Source organism: Candidatus Chlorohelix allophototropha, from assembly GCF_030389965.1.
Taxonomy (GTDB): Bacteria; Chloroflexota; Chloroflexia; order Chloroheliales; family Chloroheliaceae; genus Chlorohelix; species Chlorohelix allophototropha.
This window is the reverse complement of sequence record NZ_CP128399.1, coordinates 888,416-906,845: the sequence shown is the minus strand read 5'-3', so window position 1 is coordinate 906,845 and position 18,430 is coordinate 888,416. Positions and strand designations below refer to the sequence as shown.

Genomic DNA, 18,430 nt, shown 5'->3' with positions numbered 1-18,430 from the left:
AGGAGAAACCGTACCATGAGCAAAAGCCGACCGGTCAAATTTTATATACTGACCGTTTTGATGATGCTGATTTCTGTATTTCTGGTAGCTTGCGGTGATAATACCGCTACCCCGGTTCCAGCCACTACCGCTGCGCCGACCAAAGCTGCCACTACTGCAGCGGCTACCACGGCAGCGGCAACTACTTCAGCTACTACCACCGCTGCCGCCGCCACTACTACCGCTGCTGCTGCCACCACTGTCGCCGCTGCCACCACCGGGGCTGCTACCAGTACCGCGCCTTTGGTTATCGGTATGATTAACTCACGTACCGGAGCGTTAGCAGGTTATGGCAAAATGGTGGACGATAGCTGGCCCGCCGCTATTGAATATTTCACCAAAGGCACCGGCAAAATCGCAGGGCGTGAAGTTAAGCTAGTAGTAGAAGACGATGCTGGTGATGCCAACAAAGCGGTAGAAGCTGCCCGCAAGTTGGTTCAGCAGGACAAAGCCGAGATTTTGGTCGGCACTGTCAGCAGCGCAGCCGCCATTCAGGTAGCAGCCGTAAACGAAAAAGAATTGAAGAAAATCTTTATCGTTGACCCTGCTGCCGATCAGAGCGTTACCGGCGCTGCCTTCAACAAGTACACCTTCCGCACTGCCCGCAACACCGACCAAGATGCCGCCGCAGGCGCACCTTACGCGGTGGAATTGGCTTCTAAGAAAAACAAGAAGATTGCCCATATCTATCAGGATTATGCTTTCGGGCAAGGCGCTAACGTTGCTTGGAAGGAAATCGCTACCAAGACCGCCGGTATTCAGTGGACTGAAGTGGCTGTTCCCTTGACCGCCACCGATTACACCCCTTATATTCAGAAAGTGCTGGATGCCGCACCGGACGTGCTGGTATTGAACTGGGCAGGCGCAACCGCCATCAAGTTGTTCCAGCAGATGAAGGATAACGACATCTACAGCAAAATGGCGCTGGTCAGCCCTATCGGTGACGCAAAAGCTACCGTGAAATCACAGGGCGATACCGTAATCGGGGCTGTTGGTGTGGGTATCTACTGGCATCAGTTCCCCAAGAACGCGGAAAACGATTTCTTGGTGAAGTATTACAAAGAGAAGTATAATACCTTCCCTGACGTATTCGATACCAGTGGTATGAATTTGGTTTCCGCCATCAACTCTGCCTTGACTAAAACCAACGGCGATACCGACCCTGAAAAGCTTATCACGGTTATGGAAGGCATGTCCTTCCCTAGCGCGAAAGGTACGCTGACTTTCCGCAAGGAAGACCATCAGGCGCTACAGCCGATGTACTTGGTAGAGATGACCAAAGACACCACCGGGACATTTGGTTTCCCTGTACCGAAGCTGCTTAAGGAACTCTCTGCTCAGGAATCAGCGCCACCTATCCGCCGAAAGTAAGAGTTTTACAACTTTTGCTTCAAAGAAGATTTCAGGCAAGGGGCTTATGAAAATTAACAATTAAATCCGTAAAACGAGAATTGGGGTAAATCCATCAGATTTCACCATCAAACGCGGGCGCATCGCGATGCGCCCCTACGAACCAAATCTCATGGGGTCGTTTTGTAGGGGCAGTTCGCCTGCGCCCCGTAGAGGGTGTGAATCGCCCTTCGGAAATCTCACCTATTTACGGATTAATTCCTTAAAGTTCATAAGCCCCTTGTCTCTAATCCAAACTCAATTTTACTGTTTCGGGCGAAAATCCTGTAATATTGAGCCTCTTTCCTGAGATACTAACCAATAATCCGTAAAAGCAAGATTGTACAACTAGCCATCGAGGGCTAATTTATGTCAAGTAGTAATGAAACTACAATTCTTCAGACCGAAAATCTCTCCCGCTCGTTTGGCGGAAATGTTGCAGTAAACGGCGTTTCCCTTTCGGTGCAACGCGGTGAGTTTAAGAGCATAATCGGACCAAACGGGGCAGGTAAAACCACCTTTTTTAACCTTATCAGTGGCATGCTGCCGCCAAGTAGCGGGCATATCACTTTTGAAGGAAGCGATATTACCCATACGCCCGCTCACAAACGTTCGCATCTAGGTATCGGACGCTCTTTCCAGATTACCAATGTTTTTCCAAACCTAACAGTACTCGAAAATGTGAGGCTGGCAGCACAAAGCCGGGGCAGCAGTAATATGATTTTCTGGCGCTCTTTTCGAAGCTATCCTCAAGATGAGAAACGCGCCTATTCCATTCTCGAAACCGTAATGCTAGGCGGGCGCGAGTTGCAACCCGCTCAGACTCTTTCGCATGGAGATAAGCGCAAGCTGGAAATCGGGATATTGCTTGCCACCAACCCACGCCTGATTTTGTTAGACGAGCCAACCGCCGGAATGAGTCGGGATGAAGTGCCGGGCATTATTGAAGTGGTGCAGCGCATCAAGCAAGCCGGTAATTGCACCGTGATGCTGGTTGAGCATAAAATGGATATGGTAATGAATGTTAGCGATAGCGTAGCCGTGATGCACTACGGGCAGTTGATTGCCGACGGCACGCCGGAGGAGATAGCCAAGAATGAAACCGTCCAATCTGCCTACCTCGGCACTTACACCGAACGGGCTGTCTAATGACCCCTCTGCGCCGATGTTAAGCCTAGATGATGTACATACTTATATCGGGCAGTTTCATATTTTGCAAGGCATCTCAATGCAGGTGAGGCGCGGTGCAGCGACAGTGCTGCTTGGGCGTAACGGCGCGGGCAAAACCACTACCTTGAAAACTATAATGGGCTTAATTCCCCCCCGCAATGGTGCAATTGCCTTCAATGGAGCAAAACTGGACGGAGAAATCACCTACAAGTTGGCACGGCGTGGTATTGGCTACGTGCCAGAAGATCGCGGAATTTTTCGCGATATGACGGTGGAAGAAAACCTCAAGTTGGCAGCACGCAGCGTTTCCAGTGGGGAATATCGCCAACGCTTAGATTTCTGCACCGAGCTTTTCCCCGATATGCAACGCTTTATGAGGCAAAAAGCCGGGACGCTTTCGGGTGGGCAACAACAAATGGTGGCGATGAGTCGGGGTTTAATGGTAGATAACAAGTTACTGCTGATTGATGAGCCAAGCAAAGGGCTTGCCCCTATCGTAGTGCAAGCGGTAATTGAGGCATTAGTCAAGCTCAAGAGCCATATAACGATTCTCTTGGTAGAGCAAAATTTCACGATGGCAAGCATCGTTGGAGATTATTTCTACTTGATAGATGATGGGCATAATGTTGCCAACGGTACGATGGAAGAGTTAATAAACGACAAGGAATTGACCCGCAAGTATCTTGGAGTAGGTGGAGTATGAGTGTCGTTCGATTAGAAAAGCCCCGCCAATTGCTGCGAGACCCCCGCATTATGACCGTAATCGGAGTCGTGGTGGGGTTATTACTGATTCTACTATACATCAATACCGCGATAAAGTGGTCTACCTTTGTCAAATTCCTCATCAACGGGTTGGTGGAAAGCAGCGTGCTTTTTCTGATGGCAAGCGGGCTTTCGCTCATTTTCGGTTTGATGGATGTGGTAAATTTTGCGCATGGAGCAGTCTTTACGTGGGGCGGTTATATCTTTGTGTGGGCGTTCAACCGTTTTACCACTTCCGGCATACCTACTGAGGATAAAGGGCATTTCCTTTCATGGATGTACATGGGACTTGAGCCGTTACCTGCCACGCTTTTAGCATTAGTTTTTGGGCTAATTGGCGGAGCATTACTAGGAGCAGCAATAGAATTTATTGCGATACGCCGCCTTTATGGTCGTCCGGTTTTCCAGATTTTGTTAACGCTCGGCTTGGTGCTGATTATGGAAGAGACCTTGCGCTTGATTTTCGGCAAGGACGGCACGATAAATTATACCGCCGAGCAATGGCCCAGCGGCGGCTTTCGTCCAGACCCCACCATACTGGTGAACTGGAAGTCGGTTGCCATCGTCATAACCGGGTTGGTGGTATTCGGCAGTGTAACGTGGCTCTTGAACCGCACCAAAGTGGGGTTGGTAATTCGGGGCGGTGTGGAAGACACCCAGATGGTACAGGCGCTTGGCTATAATGTAAAACGTTATTTCTTCGCGGTATTTGTGCTTGGCTCATTGCTGGCTGCGCTAGGCGGCATTGCCAACAGCATCAACAGCGGTGCTGGCTCGGAAACGATGGGGCAAGCATATTTGCTCACCGCTTTCGTGGTAGTAGTGTTAGGCGGGTTGGGTAGTTTCAGCGGAGCGGCGGTTGGCTCGCTGATGGTCGGTCTGATAACGCCGTTTGTAGGCTACCATTTCCCGGCTGTAGCCGATAGCTTTGTAATGATATTACTGGTGCTGGTATTGCTGGTGCGCCCGCAAGGATTGTTCGGCAGCAAGGTTTATTAAAGAGGTAATGCCAGATGAATGTGAAAGTGATAGAAACCGACAAATCAGAGGAAACACTAAGCGAAGCTGCGCAAAAACGAATGGCATTAGGGCAAGAAATTTTGCGTAAATCCTCCGGACCGCTCGGTATCAGTCGTTCCGGTTGGGTTGTAGCCATACTAGCGCTGGCTTTGCTGGTTTTACCGCTATTGGGAATTGCTGAGCTAAACCAGCGTCTGATTGCAATGGTCTTGATTTTCGCCGCTTACGCCATGAGCTATGACCTATTATTTGGCTATACCGGAATATTTAGTTTCGGACACGCCCTTTTCTTCGGGGTGGGAGCATATACTACTGCCCTGTGCGCTCTTAAATTGGGTTGGCCCATCTGGAGTGGCGCAATACTGGGTGCGCTTATCTGTGCGGTGCTAGGGGTTTTTGTGGGCTTTGTGTCGCTGCGGGTGCAAGGGGTTTTCTTTGCGATGGTAACGCTGGCATTAGCCACCACTGCCCATAACCTGAGTAGCAAATTGGTAGATATTACCAAAGGGGACGAGGGACTATCGCTTATTAAAGCCAGTGATGCGCCCAATGCCACTACCGTATATTTGCTGGCGTTGGCGTTGGCAGTGATTAGCTATTTTGGGCTTGGCAGACTTATCAATTCCCCACTGGGGCGAGTGCTAATCTCAATACGTGAAAATGAGCGACGTGCTGAAATGATCGGTTTCAACATCCTGTCTTACAAAGTGGTAGCGCTGGTTTTCTCCTCAATCATTGCCAGCCTCGCGGGTACGCTATACGGCTTGCGCAACGGCATAGTTAATCCGGGGGTTCTCTCCGGTGACGTTTCGTTGCTGCCCTTGCTAATGGTAATTTTGGGTGGAGCAGGCACATTATACGGGGCATTAATCGGCGCAACACTTATCGAAGTGCTGAATTTTTCTCTGAGCAGCCGTGAGTTTGTAGAAAATGTCAAAGGTTGGTTTATAGTCGGACCTATTCTGGAACATTGGCTGTTATTGCTAGGTTTGATTTACGCCCTTATAGTGCTTTTCCTACCTTTTGGAATCGTAGGTACTTGGCGATTGTATCGCACCCGAATATTGGGCTTGGTCAAGGGTAATCGTAATACCTAGAAATTTCAGATAGTAATAATAAAATACTGAAGGGATATGTAACAATGCAAGAAGCCAGATTTGAAATGAACCTCGGTATGATGCTGCGCCGGAATGCGCGTCATTATCCTAATAAGCTGGCAATTGTGGTCGGGCAGGATCGGCTATCCTATAGAGAATTCAACCAGAGAGTGAACCGCGCCGCCAATGCAATGCTGGCAATGGGCTTAAACAAAGGCGACAAAGTGGCAATGCTGCTGCCCAATAGCCTCGAAATGCTTGACCTATTCTGGGCTTGCGCCAAAGCCGGAACGGTAATCGTACCGCTCAATCCGATGGTCAAGGGTAAGGATATGGTGCGCCTTTTGCAGGATTGCGAAGCGCGAGCATTGTACTTTGCGCCCGATTATACCGCCGAAGTAGAGGAAATGAAGCTTGAACTTTCGCTGATAAACCCGGAACGATTTGTATCAATCGGCGGCGATAATGATTATGTAAAGTATAATAAATTGGTTGCCAACGCAAGTGATAGCGAACCTGAAGTTGAGCTTAGTGAATACGACCATTACAACATCATGTATTCTTCGGGCACAACCGGACTACCCAAAGGCATTGTGCATAGCCATCGCACCCGCGTTATGTATGCCTTCCTGTGGGGTATGGAATACGGCGTAACCTTTGATAGCGTAGTATTAAGCGCAGGTAATTTGGTGTTCAATGGAACGCTGGCTTTTATGTTCCCGGCGATTTGCGCGGGTGCAACCTATGTAGTATTGCCAAAATTCAGCGCGGAAATAACCCTGAACGTCATTCAGAACGAGCGAGTTTCGCAAACAATGCTAGTTCCGGTGCAAGTAATTCAGCTTTTGGAATCGCCACTGTTTGACAAAACCGATTTACGCTCACTTAAAGTGCTGATGACGCTCGGCTCACCGCTGGCAGTGGAACGAAAGCGGGAACTAGAAGCCAAATTACCCGGTGTGCTTTACGAACTTTACGGCTTGACCGAGGGTTTTCTCACCACTCTTCGCCCTCAAGATGTAATGCGCAAGCCCGGTTCGGTTGGTCCGGCAATGCCCTTTAACGAGTTCATGATTATGGACGAAGACATGCAGCCGCTTAAATTGGGGGAAGTAGGCGAAATCGTGGGGCGAGGTCCAACCCTCATGCCGGGCTATTACAACAACCCCAATGCCTCTACCGATGCACTTTATCAGGGCAAATGGATGCGTACCGGCGATTTGGGCTACCAAGACGAAGAAGGCTTTATCTATCTGGTAGATCGCAAAAAGGATATGATTAAATCCGGCGGCATCAGTGTGTACCCAAAAGACATTGAAGAAGTGGTAGCCACCCACCCGCTGGTATCCGAAGTGGCAGTATTCGGTGTACCCCACCCCAAATGGGATGAAGTACCCATTGCTCAGATTATCCTAAAAGCAGGGGCACAAATCGGCGAGGAGGAAATGCTAAACTGGATTAACGAGCATGTGCATGCCAAATTTCAGCGATTACATGGTCTTACCTTTGTAGAAAGTTTCCCTAGAAATGCGGCGGGCAAAACCCTCAAACGAGTAATGCGAGAGGCATATTGGCAAAAATAAAACCCCCGCAATTTTGGACAAGTTCTAATTTTTCTTGGGAATTAATTTGCTACCGCTATGCTACTTCCAACTTCCACAGGTTGCCGTTGGCATCGTAGTTGTAGTTCTGCCCACCCACCGACAGCGGGGTGTGCGGGCGAGGCTGTCCGCCCACCGGGTACTGCTTCACCACATTCGCCTTACGGTAATATTCCCGATGGTGTCGTAGCTGTAGCTATCATCATAGCCCACTTGCCCGAAAACTGATATGTATTGAGGATATTAAACAGCTTTGCAATGAAGCCGATTGCTTAACTTTATTAAATAATGATCGTTATAACCCGCACAATTCTAAACCAGTACAAATATATATCATTTAAACTCTCTTTAATTTGTACCTGATTTCCATTAAATACAAGATTCTCTACTTAACTGATAAATGTCAATTTCTTTCTGCTCTAATAAAGTTTCCAACTCTTCCACCCCATTCTTTTCTAAATACTCACACTCTATTTCACTGATGAAAATCGCTTGATATATTTTTCCCTGTCTTTCCCCGCATTTAACTATATCAAAAGAACTTGGAATACCAAAAGGCGTAGTAAAATATATTGCAGTTTTATGGTACTTGTACACAAAAGCAGGAAATAACTTTGCTATATTACGAAAATAAATACCCCTTTCAATGACTACATTTCTTTCTACTATGAAGTCTAAAATACTTGAAAAAACCAGGAGCACTTCTTTCTCATCACCTTCTACTGGTAGAAATATTTCGAACTTTTCCTTAAAATAATGTGTTAAACCAAGGGTGCAAAAAATTATACAATCTCTAAATACGTGCTCAAACATTAAAATTTGTATTTTAGGAGAATTATCATTTATAAAAATAATGCTTCTTCTAATTGGGTCTTTTAAGTAATTAATATAATGATCATAATAACATTCCCCAAAACTCATTCCGAGTAGGCTCCTCTTTTCCCCTCATATTTATGCCCCTGGTTACAAGAAGGACATTGAATTCGAAGGTCACTATTATACTCATCAATAACTTCTTTTCGTGTAGGAGGCGGATCTTGCTCTTGTAATTTTATCTTTTTGTTCACCCAAGTATCAAAATGATCTAGGTCATATCCTCGTCTGGTCACATGACCATTAATATTTCTACCTGAATCGTTTCAGAAATCTCATTACCACAGGTAGGGCATATCATAGCTCCATTATTTTGTACTTGACAAGTCCGTCAAATCCTTAAGTTGTCACCTATGGCCTTACTGGTAATTGTAGCTCTCATCGTATCCGGCTGGTCTGATGTATTTATAGAATTTTCAGAATTATAGGCATCTGACTGGATAGAAAAGATTGGCTTAGCTCTTATATACAACACATCTAGGTGATCGAGCCAAACTAATCAGAATTGTTAGTTAAGTCATCTCAATTTATTTAATTGATCTAGCGGATTCCAAAATTTTGATGGTTTTAGCCCCTTACTATACCATGGCATACCCTGATCTACCCAATCTTTTCTCCAGGCTTCATAAGATATTCCTTCATCCTCATCCGTAACGCCAAACTGAAAACCACATGATGGGCAAATTTCGTAAGAACCTCCTCCTGTTACAGAATGAGATACGGTATTAGCTGTCAAGAGCCAATTTTGAAATGACGAAAGGAATTTGTTAAGGACAGAAAAATTCAAAAAGTTGCAGCCAAAGCCGCCACCACGCCATCGCAGCGAACAGGCGCAAAGTGAGCCGTAACACCAACAAGCCAAGCGGCGGCTGTCCGCGCTCGGTGCAAGAATAAGTTTTAGTTTTCGTTAACCGCACTGCCCTAGCTGGCCTTTGCCTCCAGTGAGGCACCCGCCTTTTTCTGGGACGAGGGCTGGTAAGCCGGATCGAAGGGCTGCCCGCTCTTAACCACGGCAAAACCCAGGTGGATCAACTTGCGGGCGGCGGCGCACCGCACTTCCTTGTAAGCCCGACCCTTAGTCTTTTGCATGCGTTCACAGTAGGCTTTTATCACCGGGTTGAACCGCATGGCGCTGCCTGCCGCCATATAAAGGAGCGCACGAAGCCGACTATGACCACCTTTTCCGATCATAGGCCGGTTTCTCACACTGGTGCCGCTACTCCGTTCGATGGGTGCCAGGCCAGTAAAGTGGGTCAACCCTTCGGCGCTGGAGCAGCTCGTAAAGTTAAGGGTCACCACCACCAGCCACACCGCCGTCAACCGCCCGATGCCAGTGATGGTTTGGAGAAGAGTAACTGAAGCGGCCCATTCTTGGTCCAGTTTGAGAAGCTCTTTTATCTCCTTATCTACCTGCTTGATGCGTTCGGTCAGGGTAGCGATTAGGTTCTCCAGGCTCGTCACTACCCCTTCCACGGGCCGGGCGACTGAAAGAGCATGCAATTGGTTACGGAACTGCTGGCGGGCTTCCAAAAGACTGAGGCGGTGGGTAAGGCGTTGGTAAAGCTCGCGGTAAATCTGGGGTGGTGGGGTCCAACGAGCCGGTTGCAGGGTAGCCGAAAGCCGGGCCAGGAGTTGCGCATCGAGCTGGTCGTTTTTAGGCTTGAGACCAAGGGCACCGGCGAAGTCGTGCGCCTGTTTGGGGTTGATCACGCTAACCGCGAAACCTTCGCCTTGCAGGTAGGTAGCCAGTTCGATCCAGTAAGTGCCGGTAGCTTCCATCACTACCAGAATCTGGTCAAGCGGATGACCGGCTTTAAGTAAGAACTTGGTCAGGCTGGCGTAGCCTTCGGGCGATTGAGACAAGCTAACCGCACGGCTGGGTTCAGCATCGCGGTAGCAAGTCGCCGCGGTGAAGGTTTTGGCGGCGATATCCAGTCCGGCGTAATACTCATATTTCGGACGGGATTTGGGGACAGGCAGGTCTTTAGCAGGAGCCATTGTAATTATGGTGCCTCCATTAAGTCCACAGGTTTGTCGGGAGTTAATAAGCAGTAACTGACACCGGGGCTACCCTTATTTCTGGCCTTGTATGGGCGGTCTGCTTAGCCGCTAGATACGGTAGAGATTATTAGGTGGCCCAGATCAAAAGAGGGTCTATCTCTTTCAGGCGGTCTGACCGCAAGGAGGTTCTGAACCTCTCTTTTAACCTGGTGTCGTACATTTTCATTATACAAGGAGGTTCATTTGCCCAAGGTGCTAAGCTTGGAGCCCCTCAGGCAATCCAGTCTGCCGACCGTTGGCATTTGGGGAAAAACCTATTGGATGCGCTAGAGCAGGTTTTTCTGAATCGACGGGAGTTGCTTAAGCAGACCCAGCAACTGATCGCGCAATCAGAGGAGAACACTCTCAGAGCCCTTCCAGTCACAGTTGGTATTACATTAGGTTCAAAACAAGACTGCAACAGCGAGAAACGGCAGGCGCACTACGTCGAAATGTACCAGAGGATCCAGGGTCTACACTCCAAAAAGGTAGATATTGCTAATATTGCCCGGCAGGTGGGATCCAGTCGGCGGACTGTTTATCGTTATCTGCATATGAAAAGCCCTCCAGAGCCTGCAGTTATCCAGCATATCGAACCGAAAGCAGTCGAGCCTTATGTCCCCTACTTGCTCCAGCGTTGGAACGAAGGCTGTCGCAACGCCGAGCAAATGCTGCGAGAGCTTAAAGAAATGGGTTATTCCCCTTCTCGCAGCAGTGTGGGTCGATTTATAACGAGACTAAGGCACGATAGCGGAAAAGCTCGTAGTTTTAAGTCAGAAAAAACCGAGACAATCTACCAACAGTCAGTCCAAAAACACCGACCCTTAAGCCCGTTGCAAGTAGCCAGGTTGTTTCTGAGCAAAGTGGAAAAGCGCAAGGAGTGGGAAAAGCAATATCTAGAGAAGCTATGTGCGATAGACTCTGAGGTAGCCCAGACATACGAGCAAGTCCAAGAATTTATGGTAATGCTACGTCAGCTTGAGGGAAATGGGTTGGGCGAGTGGTTAAAAAAGGTCAAAGTGCTAGGGGTAAAAGAGTTACAAGCCTTTGCTAAGGGGTTAGAAAAAGATTATGAGGCAGTGAAAACGGGTTTAAGTTTGAAATGGAATAATGGTGGTAGCGAAGGTCAGATAAATAGGCTAAAACTACTGAAGCGACAGACCTATGGTCAAGCAGGGTTTGAGCTTATGAGGCGACGGGTATTACATCGTGAAGTGAAAGTGGAACGAAAGCAGCGAAAAAAGAAGAAAGCTGTAACGGAAAAGGCTGCCTAAAAAGGAGACATGGTGATTTTTCACGCAAATTGGCGAGGAGCCAGCATTATGAGCTAGTCTGGTTCTTTTAACTCATCATAGCCATATATTGGACAGATGTAGGACATAAAAGCGACACTCCTTAACCAAGCTTTTATTTTTGTCTTGACAAACTGGGTCATTTCACAATTCCCCCGGTGTCGTTATGGACGACTTGGCTGTTGTATTTTGTGGCAATTAGTGTTGAAATGGTGTATCGGGGTTTGTACCATTATAGTCAAGCCTTGGCGCGTGGTGAAACTCTAACTATTTTTCAGTTTTACGCTCAAAATGCCAAGTTATTAGGCATTATCAAAGCCTCCCGTAAAAAGCTCCTTAAAGCTTGACTTCTTAACTATTTTCTTAAGTTGTCACTGATGACCTAATAAATAAAGAACGGTTCAGGTATGAAACCGTAAGTCGAAACCTGGGTTCTCCCGTTACCATCAGTCTATTAGCTTTTGAGTACTTTGCTGTAGTCTAAGCTCATAGGTGACAACATAAGCTTCAACTGAATTTGTCAAGCTAATTACGATGCCACTCAAAGCGGTCAATCTTCGGTAAAAATAATCGTTTGGCAAAAAAAGCCTGTATTTTGTCCGAGTAGCAATTGCCAAAGCAGTCACATTTGAGAAAATTAAGAACACAGCAGCCAAAATTGGTATGAGATTAGGCTGAAAATTCCTAGTTTTATACTTGACAAAGTCCATCAATTCCTTAAGTTATCAACTATGTTATTAGGCATCCGCCGCATAGCTGGTAACACTGGCTTCTTCCAGCACATCTCTCTCAGTACTATCCAGCGCATCCTTTTGTTTCTTTAAACCAAATACTATAAGACCGTTTACGATGGTGAGAGCGCCTTCTGCAATTCCATGCAAGTAATCAACATGCGCCAGTGTAGGGGCATTTATTACTTTCAGCGCAATTGCACCTGCCACTGCCGTTACGGTGATAAAGCCTAGCATCGAGCAGAAACCGATGAAAGTAAACTTGTTTATCAAACGCGGGTCATGCTTACGGATTCGCCAGATGAGAAACAGAAATAGGACATAGGGAACGAGAGAACCTGACATGAAAATCTTATCCACGACCTACCCCCTTGCTTTTTGAAGTAGCCGTTACAGAGCGCAGAAACAGAAAAGCCCAGAAAGCAAAACAACAACTCCCGAAGAATGTCAGATAACTCTGCAATTCATTCAAGCCTACCCAAGTATCTTCTGTAATATGGTATACGAGGGCGCAAAAGCCGCTCAACATGTACGGTATCATAACAATGGGCATACGTTTGAACCATACATTATTCATACGCTTCCCTATCACATAGAAAAGCACCATAGCAAGCGACCACTCTATCACGCTACTAAAGTGGACTATCCAGGTAGGGATGGAAAGCAATCCAATCATACTTGAACTCCGTACAAAATTCCTGCCGGAAGTGGCAAGGGTTATTAATATTAACCTTCCAACGCCAGAGTCGGGCGAGGTTTGGGTCGCAAGGCGGGCACATACCAGCGTGCAAAGTTGAAAGCCATTTTGCCGAATATTCTCAGACCGCTGGTAACCGGTAGTTTCGCCATCTCTTTATGCAAATAGCTGTCAAAGGTAAGACGCTGCACATCTTCATCCCGACACATCTGGGTGAAAACCTCAAACTTGCGATTATCTCCAAAATAAATACCTTGCAAGCGATCAAGGAAACGATACATCGTGCCGTATTGCTTTTTCCAAATTTTCTCGTATTCGTTCAGGTTTGCGGCGATGGGATTTTCCTGAAACTTGAGCAGAGTTTCGGCAGCGATTTTGCCACTTTTCATTGCCCAATAAATACCCTCACCACTGGTACTGACCACCATACCTGCTGCATCACCAATCAGCATCGCGCGATCCCAAGCAAGTTTTTTCTGATGGCGCATCGGCAAAGCGTGTGCTTCGGTAGCATATATTTTGCCATCCTTTAGCTTGTTTCCGGTGCGCTCTACTAGATTATTCAGATAGGTACGAACTTTGGTGGAGTGGTCGGGGCTTACGCCAACTCCTACCGAAAGATGATCGTGTTTGGGGAAAACCCAACCATAGAAATCTGGTGAAACCTCATCGCCAAGATATAGTTCGGCAGTTTCACGCCATTCTTGCATCTGGCTTTCTGGCAAGCGAATACGATACTGCATTGCCACACATTGCGGCACACGCGGCGCACCTACTGCTTTCGCTACCATCGAATATGCGCCGTCCGCGCCAATAACAGCGGCGGCTTCTATTTTCTTCTCAACCCCTTTTTCTTCATAAACTGCTTTCACCCCATCAGGCGTAATCTTAATTGAAAGCAATTTGGCTTCAATTACTTCCGCGCCCGCTTTGGAAGCTTGCTCACGTAGATAATTATCGTAAACTTCACGGCGCACCATTCCGATAAAATCTTTATCGGTGGGTTTAGTGCCAACCACAGTTACATCGGTTTCGCGTCCGGTGGGAGAATAAATAGTAGTGTACTTCATCCGGCAATCTATAATTTCGGGGGGAATACCAAACTCATTAATTACGAGCGGAGGAATTGCGCCGCCACAGGGTTTGGGTCTGCCAAAGCTTTTTTCCAGTATCAATACATCTGCGCCACCCGCCGCCAAGGTACGCCCTGCCGTCGCGCCGCCGGGACCACCACCTACCACCAAAATCTTTGGCTTCGCCATTGCGCCGAACCTCCCAATCTTTTTTACAGCATAAAAGAATCAGTCTCCACAGCTTTATCAGGATTATAAAGAGTAGCAAACAATCCCTCAGTAGCCATAACTACAGTTAACACCTCGGCTTTCTCCAAACCTATAAGACTGATAATGATGCCGAAACCTGTTCACCTTGTCCAACTGTACTTGTAACCAGTTAGCCTGCCCATAGTCGCCATTTTTATTAGCTTTCAACCGAGGCGGCGGTCAGGGTCGCCTACAACGTAGATATCCACACCATCAAGCTTGCTCAGGACTTTATCGGTAAAAGAACCAAACAACCTCTCACGCCAAGTTTTACGAGAGCTTTCGCCAATAACAATCAGAGTAGCACGGGTTGCCCTAGCTCTTTCAACGATTAACTCTACCGGATCACCGCTTAGCTCTTGAAATGGCAGATTGAGGGAACGGGCTAAACGCCGCAAAAGGGCGATGGTTGCTTCTTGTTCCGCAGAGCGATAATCGCTATACCAAACGGTGATTACTTCGGCAGGGGCATTGAGGCGATGAGCAAAACGCCAGCCTTGCCGAATAACTCGCACATCCTTTTCCTTTAATGCCACGCATATAAGTACAAAAGCGTTAGCGGTTGGGGGCGATTCCTCATATTTCTCACGATATTCTTTTCGTGGCGCACTAGATTCCACCGAGTCGGCGGTTTCGCGTAAAGCTAACTCACGCAGGACGGTCAGGTTCGCGGTTTTGAAAAAGTGCTCTAGCGCCTGTTGGATTTTCTCAGGGCGGTAAACTTTACCTTGCTTTATCCGATCACGTAAATCTTCTGGTGGCAGGTCGATCAACCGCACCTCTTTCGCAAGGTCTAGAATGCGGTCGGGGAAAGTCTCGCGTACACGAGTGCCGGTTAGCTCAAACACCCGGTCGTTCAAGCTCTCAAGGTGTTGAATGTTGACGGTAGAGTAAACATCTATACCACTCAACAAAATTTCTTCTATATCCTCGTAGCGTTTTTCATGCTCTGAACCCGGTGCGTTAGTATGCGCTAATTCATCTATTAATACTAATTGCGGCTGGCGGGCAATTATCGCCTCGCTATCCATTTCTTCCAGCGTTGTACCTCGATATGACACCTTTCGCACCGGAATAATCTCAAAGCCTTCCAGCAAACGTTCAGTATCCTTGCGCCCATGTAATTCCACATAGCCGATAGTTACATCGATACCTTGCGCTCTAAGTTCCTGCCCTTCTTCCAGCATAGCATAGGTTTTACCCACTCCTGCCGCCGCCCCAAGAAATATTTTCAGACTTCCCATCTTCCATGGCTTAATATAGGGAGGCAGCAAGGTGGCTTCGGTAACTTCCTTTGTTTCCGGCACAGATTCTTCTACGTCCGACAAAAATATCTGGCGGGGTTTTGGTCTGTCATTGCTAAGTTTATCCGGCAAAGGTTCTTTTTCGCTCATAATTATTGTTTATTTAGCGGGCGCAGGCGGCTTCTCGAAAGCTGCGTCTAACGCTAGGTTAAGTTTCAGGACATTTACACGCGGTTCACCTAATACGCCCAAGTCGCGCCCATCGGTATTTTGGGTAATCAGTTCCTTCACTTTAGCCACTGAAATACCGGCATTTTTACCACCGAGCGCAGTTCGCGCCGCCACAATACGGGTTACCTGAAGATTTGCCGCTTCCACCGATATTTGCGGGTCTAAGCCGCTACCGCTGGCAGTTACGATATCGGCAGGTAATTTGGCATCGGCAGCCAAACCGTTTTCCAGCCGGAATTGTTCGGCATAATTTTTAATTCCTAGATAACTACCCGGAACGTAGTAGGTGTTATCCTTTCCGGCAACGGGCGTGCCACCGGGAGGAGGGGTTGCCCCCGGCACAACCGTTACCTCGCTGCCGTTACCCTCAATTAGCTGTGGGTTAGTAGGTCCGAGATTGGATGCGCCCGAACCGGCAGCATTATAACCTACTACGCTAGGTCGACCATGAAAATATTCGGGGCGGGTGAACTGCTGACCGATTAGCTCTGAACCGATCACGTTTCCTTGCTGGTCTTTTATCAAACTGCCGTTAGCCTGTTTATTGAAAACCAGTTGACCTACGCCCCATACCACCAAAGGATACAATATTACACAAAGTACCAGCAACACCAGTGTAATTTTAATCGAGTTCCAAGTTTCTCGTCCAATCGTTTTCAACATTTCTCATTCTCCATAATGCCACCTTCGGGCAAGCTTATATATCTTACCTGATACCCACCAGCGTTAATATTATGTCAATCAGCTTTATACCTATAAAAGGCGCAATGATGCCGCCCAAGCCATAGACAAGTAAATTTCGGCGCAAAATACTGGCTGCACCCAACGGTACGTATTTAATGCCTTTAAGCGCAAGCGGTATTAGCGCCACTATAATCAGGGCGTTGAAAATCACCGCGCTCAGGATAGCGGTATAGGGCGAGGTAAGGCCCATAATGTTTAGTGGACTCAGATAATTCAGGTAATCCTGTGCGGTTTTAGGATTGGGTACAGTCGAGCCAATGGCAAACATCGCCGGGATGATGGCGAAATATTTAGCTACATCGTTGGAAATCGAGAATGTGGTCAACGCGCCACGAGTCATCAGCAATTGCTTGCCCACTTCCACAATCTCAATCAACTTGGTGGGGTTAGAGTCTAGGTCAACCATATTGCCAGCTTCTTTAGCCGCTTGTGTGCCGCTATTCATTGCTACGCCCACATCGGATTGAGCCAATGCGGGGGCATCATTAGTACCGTCTCCGGTCATGGCTACCAATTTTCCGCCAGCCTGTTGTTGCTTTATCAGCTTCATTTTGGTTTCGGGGGTGGCTTCCGCCAGAAAATCATCCACTCCTGCTTCTTCAGCAATGGCAGCGGCAGTTAGGGGGTTGTCTCCGGTAATCATAACGGTACGGATACCCATTCGGCGCAATTCGTCAAAACGCTCTCGCATACCACCCTTAACTACGTCTTTAAGGTGGATTACACCTAACATTTGACCATTCCGCGCTACCGCGAGAGGAGTACCGCCACTTTTGGCGATACGGCTGACGATATCTTCCAATTCAGGCGGGACAGTACCATCTTTGCTACGTACATAGCGCACCACCGCATCCGCAGCGCCCTTGCGAATTTCTACCCCTTCTAGGTTTACTCCGCTCATGCGAGTTTGAGCAGTAAAGGGGATAAATTCGGCGTTATGCTGCGATACTTCCCGCCCACGTAGCCCGTATTTCTCTTTCGCCAGCACTACAATAGAGCGACCTTCGGGGGTTTCATCGGCTAATGAGCTAAGTTGAGCCGCATCTGCCATATCTTCTATGCGGATTCCTGCGAGTGGAATAAATTCGGAAGCTTGCCGATTGCCCAACGTGATAGTGCCGGTTTTATCCAGCAATAGCACATCCACATCCCCGGCTGCTTCAACCGCCCGCCCGCTCATCGCCAGTACGTTGCGCTGCACCAGCCTGTCCATTCCGGCAATCCCGATAGCCGACAACAAACCGCCGATGGTTGTGGGAATCAGGCAAACCAGCAACGCTACCAAAATGGTAAGGGACTGTGGCGCACCGCTATAAATGGCGAAGGGTTGCAGGCTGATAATCACCAGCATAAAAACGATGGTCAAACCCGCAATGAGAATGTTTAAGGCGATTTCGTTAGGGGTTTTCTGACGGTTAGCCCCTTCAACGAGGCTAATCATACGATCAAGAAAGCTTTCGCCGGGATTAGAAGTGATTCTAACCTTGACCCAATCCGATAGCACTTTGGTACCGCCTGTAACCGCCGAACGATCACCGCCGCTTTCGCGTATTACTGGCGCACTCTCACCCGTGATGGCACTCTCATCCACGCTGGCGATGCCCTCGATTACCTCACCATCTCCCGGTATTACTTCTCCCGCTACCACCAGCACCACATCCCCCTTTTTTAACTGAGGAGCAGCCACCTGAGCGGTAACAACCTCAGACGTACCCGGCTTGTCGGTGGTGATCAATTTCGCGGAAGTTTCGGTTTTAGTTCGGCGCAGCGTATCGGCTTGGGCTTTACCTCGCCCTTCTGCCATTGCCTCGGCGAAGTTAGCAAATATAACGGTGAACCAAAGCCATAGACTGGTAAAGCCCACGAAAAATTGGTCTTTCTGGCTTGCCCCATCGAAGAAACTGGCGATAAACGCAATCGTGGTGATAAGGCTGCCTACCTCTACCACTAACATCACCGGGTTACGAAATTGAACCCTCGGATCGAGTTTGGTAAAAGCGGGAAGAAGCGCCTGCCGAATTATCTTAGGGTCAAGCAGGCTACTGGAACGGCGCGGACGATGCGGCTTTCCCGGAATATTCGGTAGAGTGGCAGGCACTTGTGACGCCGGGGATGCAGGTTCAAGACTACCAGTACTTATATTTAAATTATACTCACTCATTTGAAATCTCCTGAAAC

The 18,430-nt window shown here is 47.9% G+C and carries 17 protein-coding genes; 7 read left to right on the top strand and 10 right to left on the bottom strand.

What is annotated here, in order from left to right:
• Nucleotides 1-15: 15 nt before the first annotated feature.
• From OZ401_RS03865 to OZ401_RS03840, 6 genes are all read left to right on the top strand, one after another.
• Complete coding sequence (locus tag OZ401_RS03865; RefSeq protein WP_341469396.1) at nucleotides 16-1,410, top strand: substrate-binding domain-containing protein; 1,395 nt, start codon at nucleotides 16-18, stop codon at nucleotides 1,408-1,410.
• Between the two features lie 387 nt (nucleotides 1,411-1,797).
• Nucleotides 1,798-2,577, top strand: coding sequence for an ABC transporter ATP-binding protein (locus OZ401_RS03860; RefSeq protein WP_341469395.1), 780 nt, complete (start codon nucleotides 1,798-1,800; stop codon nucleotides 2,575-2,577).
• 16 nt (nucleotides 2,578-2,593) lie between these two features.
• Complete coding sequence (locus OZ401_RS03855; RefSeq protein WP_341469847.1) at nucleotides 2,594-3,301, top strand: ABC transporter ATP-binding protein; 708 nt, start codon at nucleotides 2,594-2,596, stop codon at nucleotides 3,299-3,301.
• Nucleotides 3,298-4,359, top strand: a complete 1,062-nt coding sequence (locus OZ401_RS03850) for a branched-chain amino acid ABC transporter permease (RefSeq protein ID WP_341469394.1) — start codon at nucleotides 3,298-3,300, stop codon at nucleotides 4,357-4,359. The genes OZ401_RS03855 and OZ401_RS03850 overlap by 4 nt, the downstream gene beginning before the upstream one ends.
• A 14-nt stretch (nucleotides 4,360-4,373) precedes the next feature.
• Complete coding sequence (locus OZ401_RS03845) at nucleotides 4,374-5,477, top strand: branched-chain amino acid ABC transporter permease (RefSeq protein ID WP_341469393.1); 1,104 nt, start codon at nucleotides 4,374-4,376, stop codon at nucleotides 5,475-5,477.
• Nucleotides 5,478-5,521: 44 nt separating this feature from the next.
• The gene (locus tag OZ401_RS03840) at nucleotides 5,522-7,060 is read left to right on the top strand and encodes a class I adenylate-forming enzyme family protein (protein WP_341469392.1); all 1,539 of its coding nucleotides are present in this window, start codon (nucleotides 5,522-5,524) and stop codon (nucleotides 7,058-7,060) included.
• A 387-nt stretch (nucleotides 7,061-7,447) separates the two neighbouring features.
• Here the strand turns inward: OZ401_RS03840 and OZ401_RS03835 are convergent, their stop codons facing one another.
• The 4 genes from OZ401_RS03835 to OZ401_RS03825 form a co-directional block, all read right to left on the bottom strand.
• Nucleotides 7,448-7,999, bottom strand: coding sequence for a suppressor of fused domain protein (locus OZ401_RS03835; RefSeq protein WP_341469391.1), 552 nt, complete (start codon nucleotides 7,997-7,999; stop codon nucleotides 7,448-7,450).
• Complete coding sequence (locus tag OZ401_RS25865) at nucleotides 7,996-8,187, bottom strand: GH-E family nuclease (RefSeq protein ID WP_425607605.1); 192 nt, start codon at nucleotides 8,185-8,187, stop codon at nucleotides 7,996-7,998. The genes OZ401_RS03835 and OZ401_RS25865 overlap by 4 nt, the downstream gene beginning before the upstream one ends.
• A 531-nt stretch (nucleotides 8,188-8,718) precedes the next feature.
• On the bottom strand, nucleotides 8,719-8,868 hold the full coding sequence (locus tag OZ401_RS03830; protein ID WP_341469390.1) for a hypothetical protein: 150 nt from the start codon (nucleotides 8,866-8,868) through the stop codon (nucleotides 8,719-8,721).
• Between the two features lie 4 nt (nucleotides 8,869-8,872).
• The gene (locus OZ401_RS03825; RefSeq protein ID WP_341469389.1) at nucleotides 8,873-9,949 is read right to left on the bottom strand and encodes an IS110 family RNA-guided transposase; all 1,077 of its coding nucleotides are present in this window, start codon (nucleotides 9,947-9,949) and stop codon (nucleotides 8,873-8,875) included.
• Nucleotides 9,950-10,443: 494 nt separating this feature from the next.
• Between OZ401_RS03825 and OZ401_RS03820 the strand changes: the two genes are divergently transcribed.
• A complete protein-coding gene (locus OZ401_RS03820; protein ID WP_341469388.1) occupies nucleotides 10,444-11,265 on the top strand; it encodes a transposase in 822 nt (273 codons plus the stop codon).
• Nucleotides 11,266-12,020: 755 nt separating this feature from the next.
• Here OZ401_RS03820 and OZ401_RS03815 read toward each other — a convergent pair.
• The 6 genes from OZ401_RS03815 to kdpB form a co-directional block, all read right to left on the bottom strand.
• Nucleotides 12,021-12,374 (bottom strand): DUF3593 domain-containing protein, encoded by a 354-nt coding sequence (locus OZ401_RS03815; protein WP_341469387.1) that lies wholly within the window; start codon nucleotides 12,372-12,374, stop codon nucleotides 12,021-12,023.
• On the bottom strand, nucleotides 12,367-12,690 hold the full coding sequence (locus OZ401_RS03810; RefSeq protein WP_341469386.1) for a DUF2499 domain-containing protein: 324 nt from the start codon (nucleotides 12,688-12,690) through the stop codon (nucleotides 12,367-12,369). The genes OZ401_RS03815 and OZ401_RS03810 overlap by 8 nt, the downstream gene beginning before the upstream one ends.
• A 50-nt stretch (nucleotides 12,691-12,740) precedes the next feature.
• Complete coding sequence (locus tag OZ401_RS03805) at nucleotides 12,741-13,973, bottom strand: geranylgeranyl diphosphate reductase (protein WP_341469385.1); 1,233 nt, start codon at nucleotides 13,971-13,973, stop codon at nucleotides 12,741-12,743.
• 224 nt (nucleotides 13,974-14,197) lie between these two features.
• Nucleotides 14,198-15,427 (bottom strand): universal stress protein, encoded by a 1,230-nt coding sequence (locus tag OZ401_RS03800; RefSeq protein WP_341469384.1) that lies wholly within the window; start codon nucleotides 15,425-15,427, stop codon nucleotides 14,198-14,200.
• A 9-nt stretch (nucleotides 15,428-15,436) separates the two neighbouring features.
• Nucleotides 15,437-16,171: a potassium-transporting ATPase subunit C gene (locus tag OZ401_RS03795; RefSeq protein ID WP_341469383.1), complete on the bottom strand. Its 735-nt coding sequence runs from the start codon at nucleotides 16,169-16,171 to the stop codon at nucleotides 15,437-15,439.
• Between the two features lie 43 nt (nucleotides 16,172-16,214).
• The gene (kdpB, locus tag OZ401_RS03790) at nucleotides 16,215-18,413 is read right to left on the bottom strand and encodes a potassium-transporting ATPase subunit KdpB (RefSeq protein WP_341469381.1); all 2,199 of its coding nucleotides are present in this window, start codon (nucleotides 18,411-18,413) and stop codon (nucleotides 16,215-16,217) included.
• Between the last annotated feature and the right edge of the window lie 17 nt (nucleotides 18,414-18,430).

Coding starts and splice junctions, on each gene's coding strand:
- OZ401_RS03835 (WP_341469391.1), bottom strand. CDS start 7,999: ATGAGTTTTGGGGAATGTTATTATGATCATTATATTAATTACTTAAAA.
- OZ401_RS03800 (WP_341469384.1), bottom strand. CDS start 15,427: ATGAGCGAAAAAGAACCTTTGCCGGATAAACTTAGCAATGACAGACCA.
- OZ401_RS03820 (WP_341469388.1), top strand. CDS start 10,444: ATGTACCAGAGGATCCAGGGTCTACACTCCAAAAAGGTAGATATTGCT.
- OZ401_RS03810 (WP_341469386.1), bottom strand. CDS start 12,690: ATGATTGGATTGCTTTCCATCCCTACCTGGATAGTCCACTTTAGTAGC.
- kdpB (WP_341469381.1), bottom strand. CDS start 18,413: ATGAGTGAGTATAATTTAAATATAAGTACTGGTAGTCTTGAACCTGCA.
- OZ401_RS03865 (WP_341469396.1), top strand. CDS start 16: ATGAGCAAAAGCCGACCGGTCAAATTTTATATACTGACCGTTTTGATG.
- OZ401_RS03840 (WP_341469392.1), top strand. CDS start 5,522: ATGCAAGAAGCCAGATTTGAAATGAACCTCGGTATGATGCTGCGCCGG.
- OZ401_RS03825 (WP_341469389.1), bottom strand. CDS start 9,949: ATGGCTCCTGCTAAAGACCTGCCTGTCCCCAAATCCCGTCCGAAATAT.
- OZ401_RS03855 (WP_341469847.1), top strand. CDS start 2,594: ATGTTAAGCCTAGATGATGTACATACTTATATCGGGCAGTTTCATATT.
- OZ401_RS03805 (WP_341469385.1), bottom strand. CDS start 13,973: ATGGCGAAGCCAAAGATTTTGGTGGTAGGTGGTGGTCCCGGCGGCGCG.
- OZ401_RS03795 (WP_341469383.1), bottom strand. CDS start 16,171: ATGTTGAAAACGATTGGACGAGAAACTTGGAACTCGATTAAAATTACA.
- OZ401_RS03860 (WP_341469395.1), top strand. CDS start 1,798: ATGTCAAGTAGTAATGAAACTACAATTCTTCAGACCGAAAATCTCTCC.
- OZ401_RS03850 (WP_341469394.1), top strand. CDS start 3,298: ATGAGTGTCGTTCGATTAGAAAAGCCCCGCCAATTGCTGCGAGACCCC.
- OZ401_RS03845 (WP_341469393.1), top strand. CDS start 4,374: ATGAATGTGAAAGTGATAGAAACCGACAAATCAGAGGAAACACTAAGC.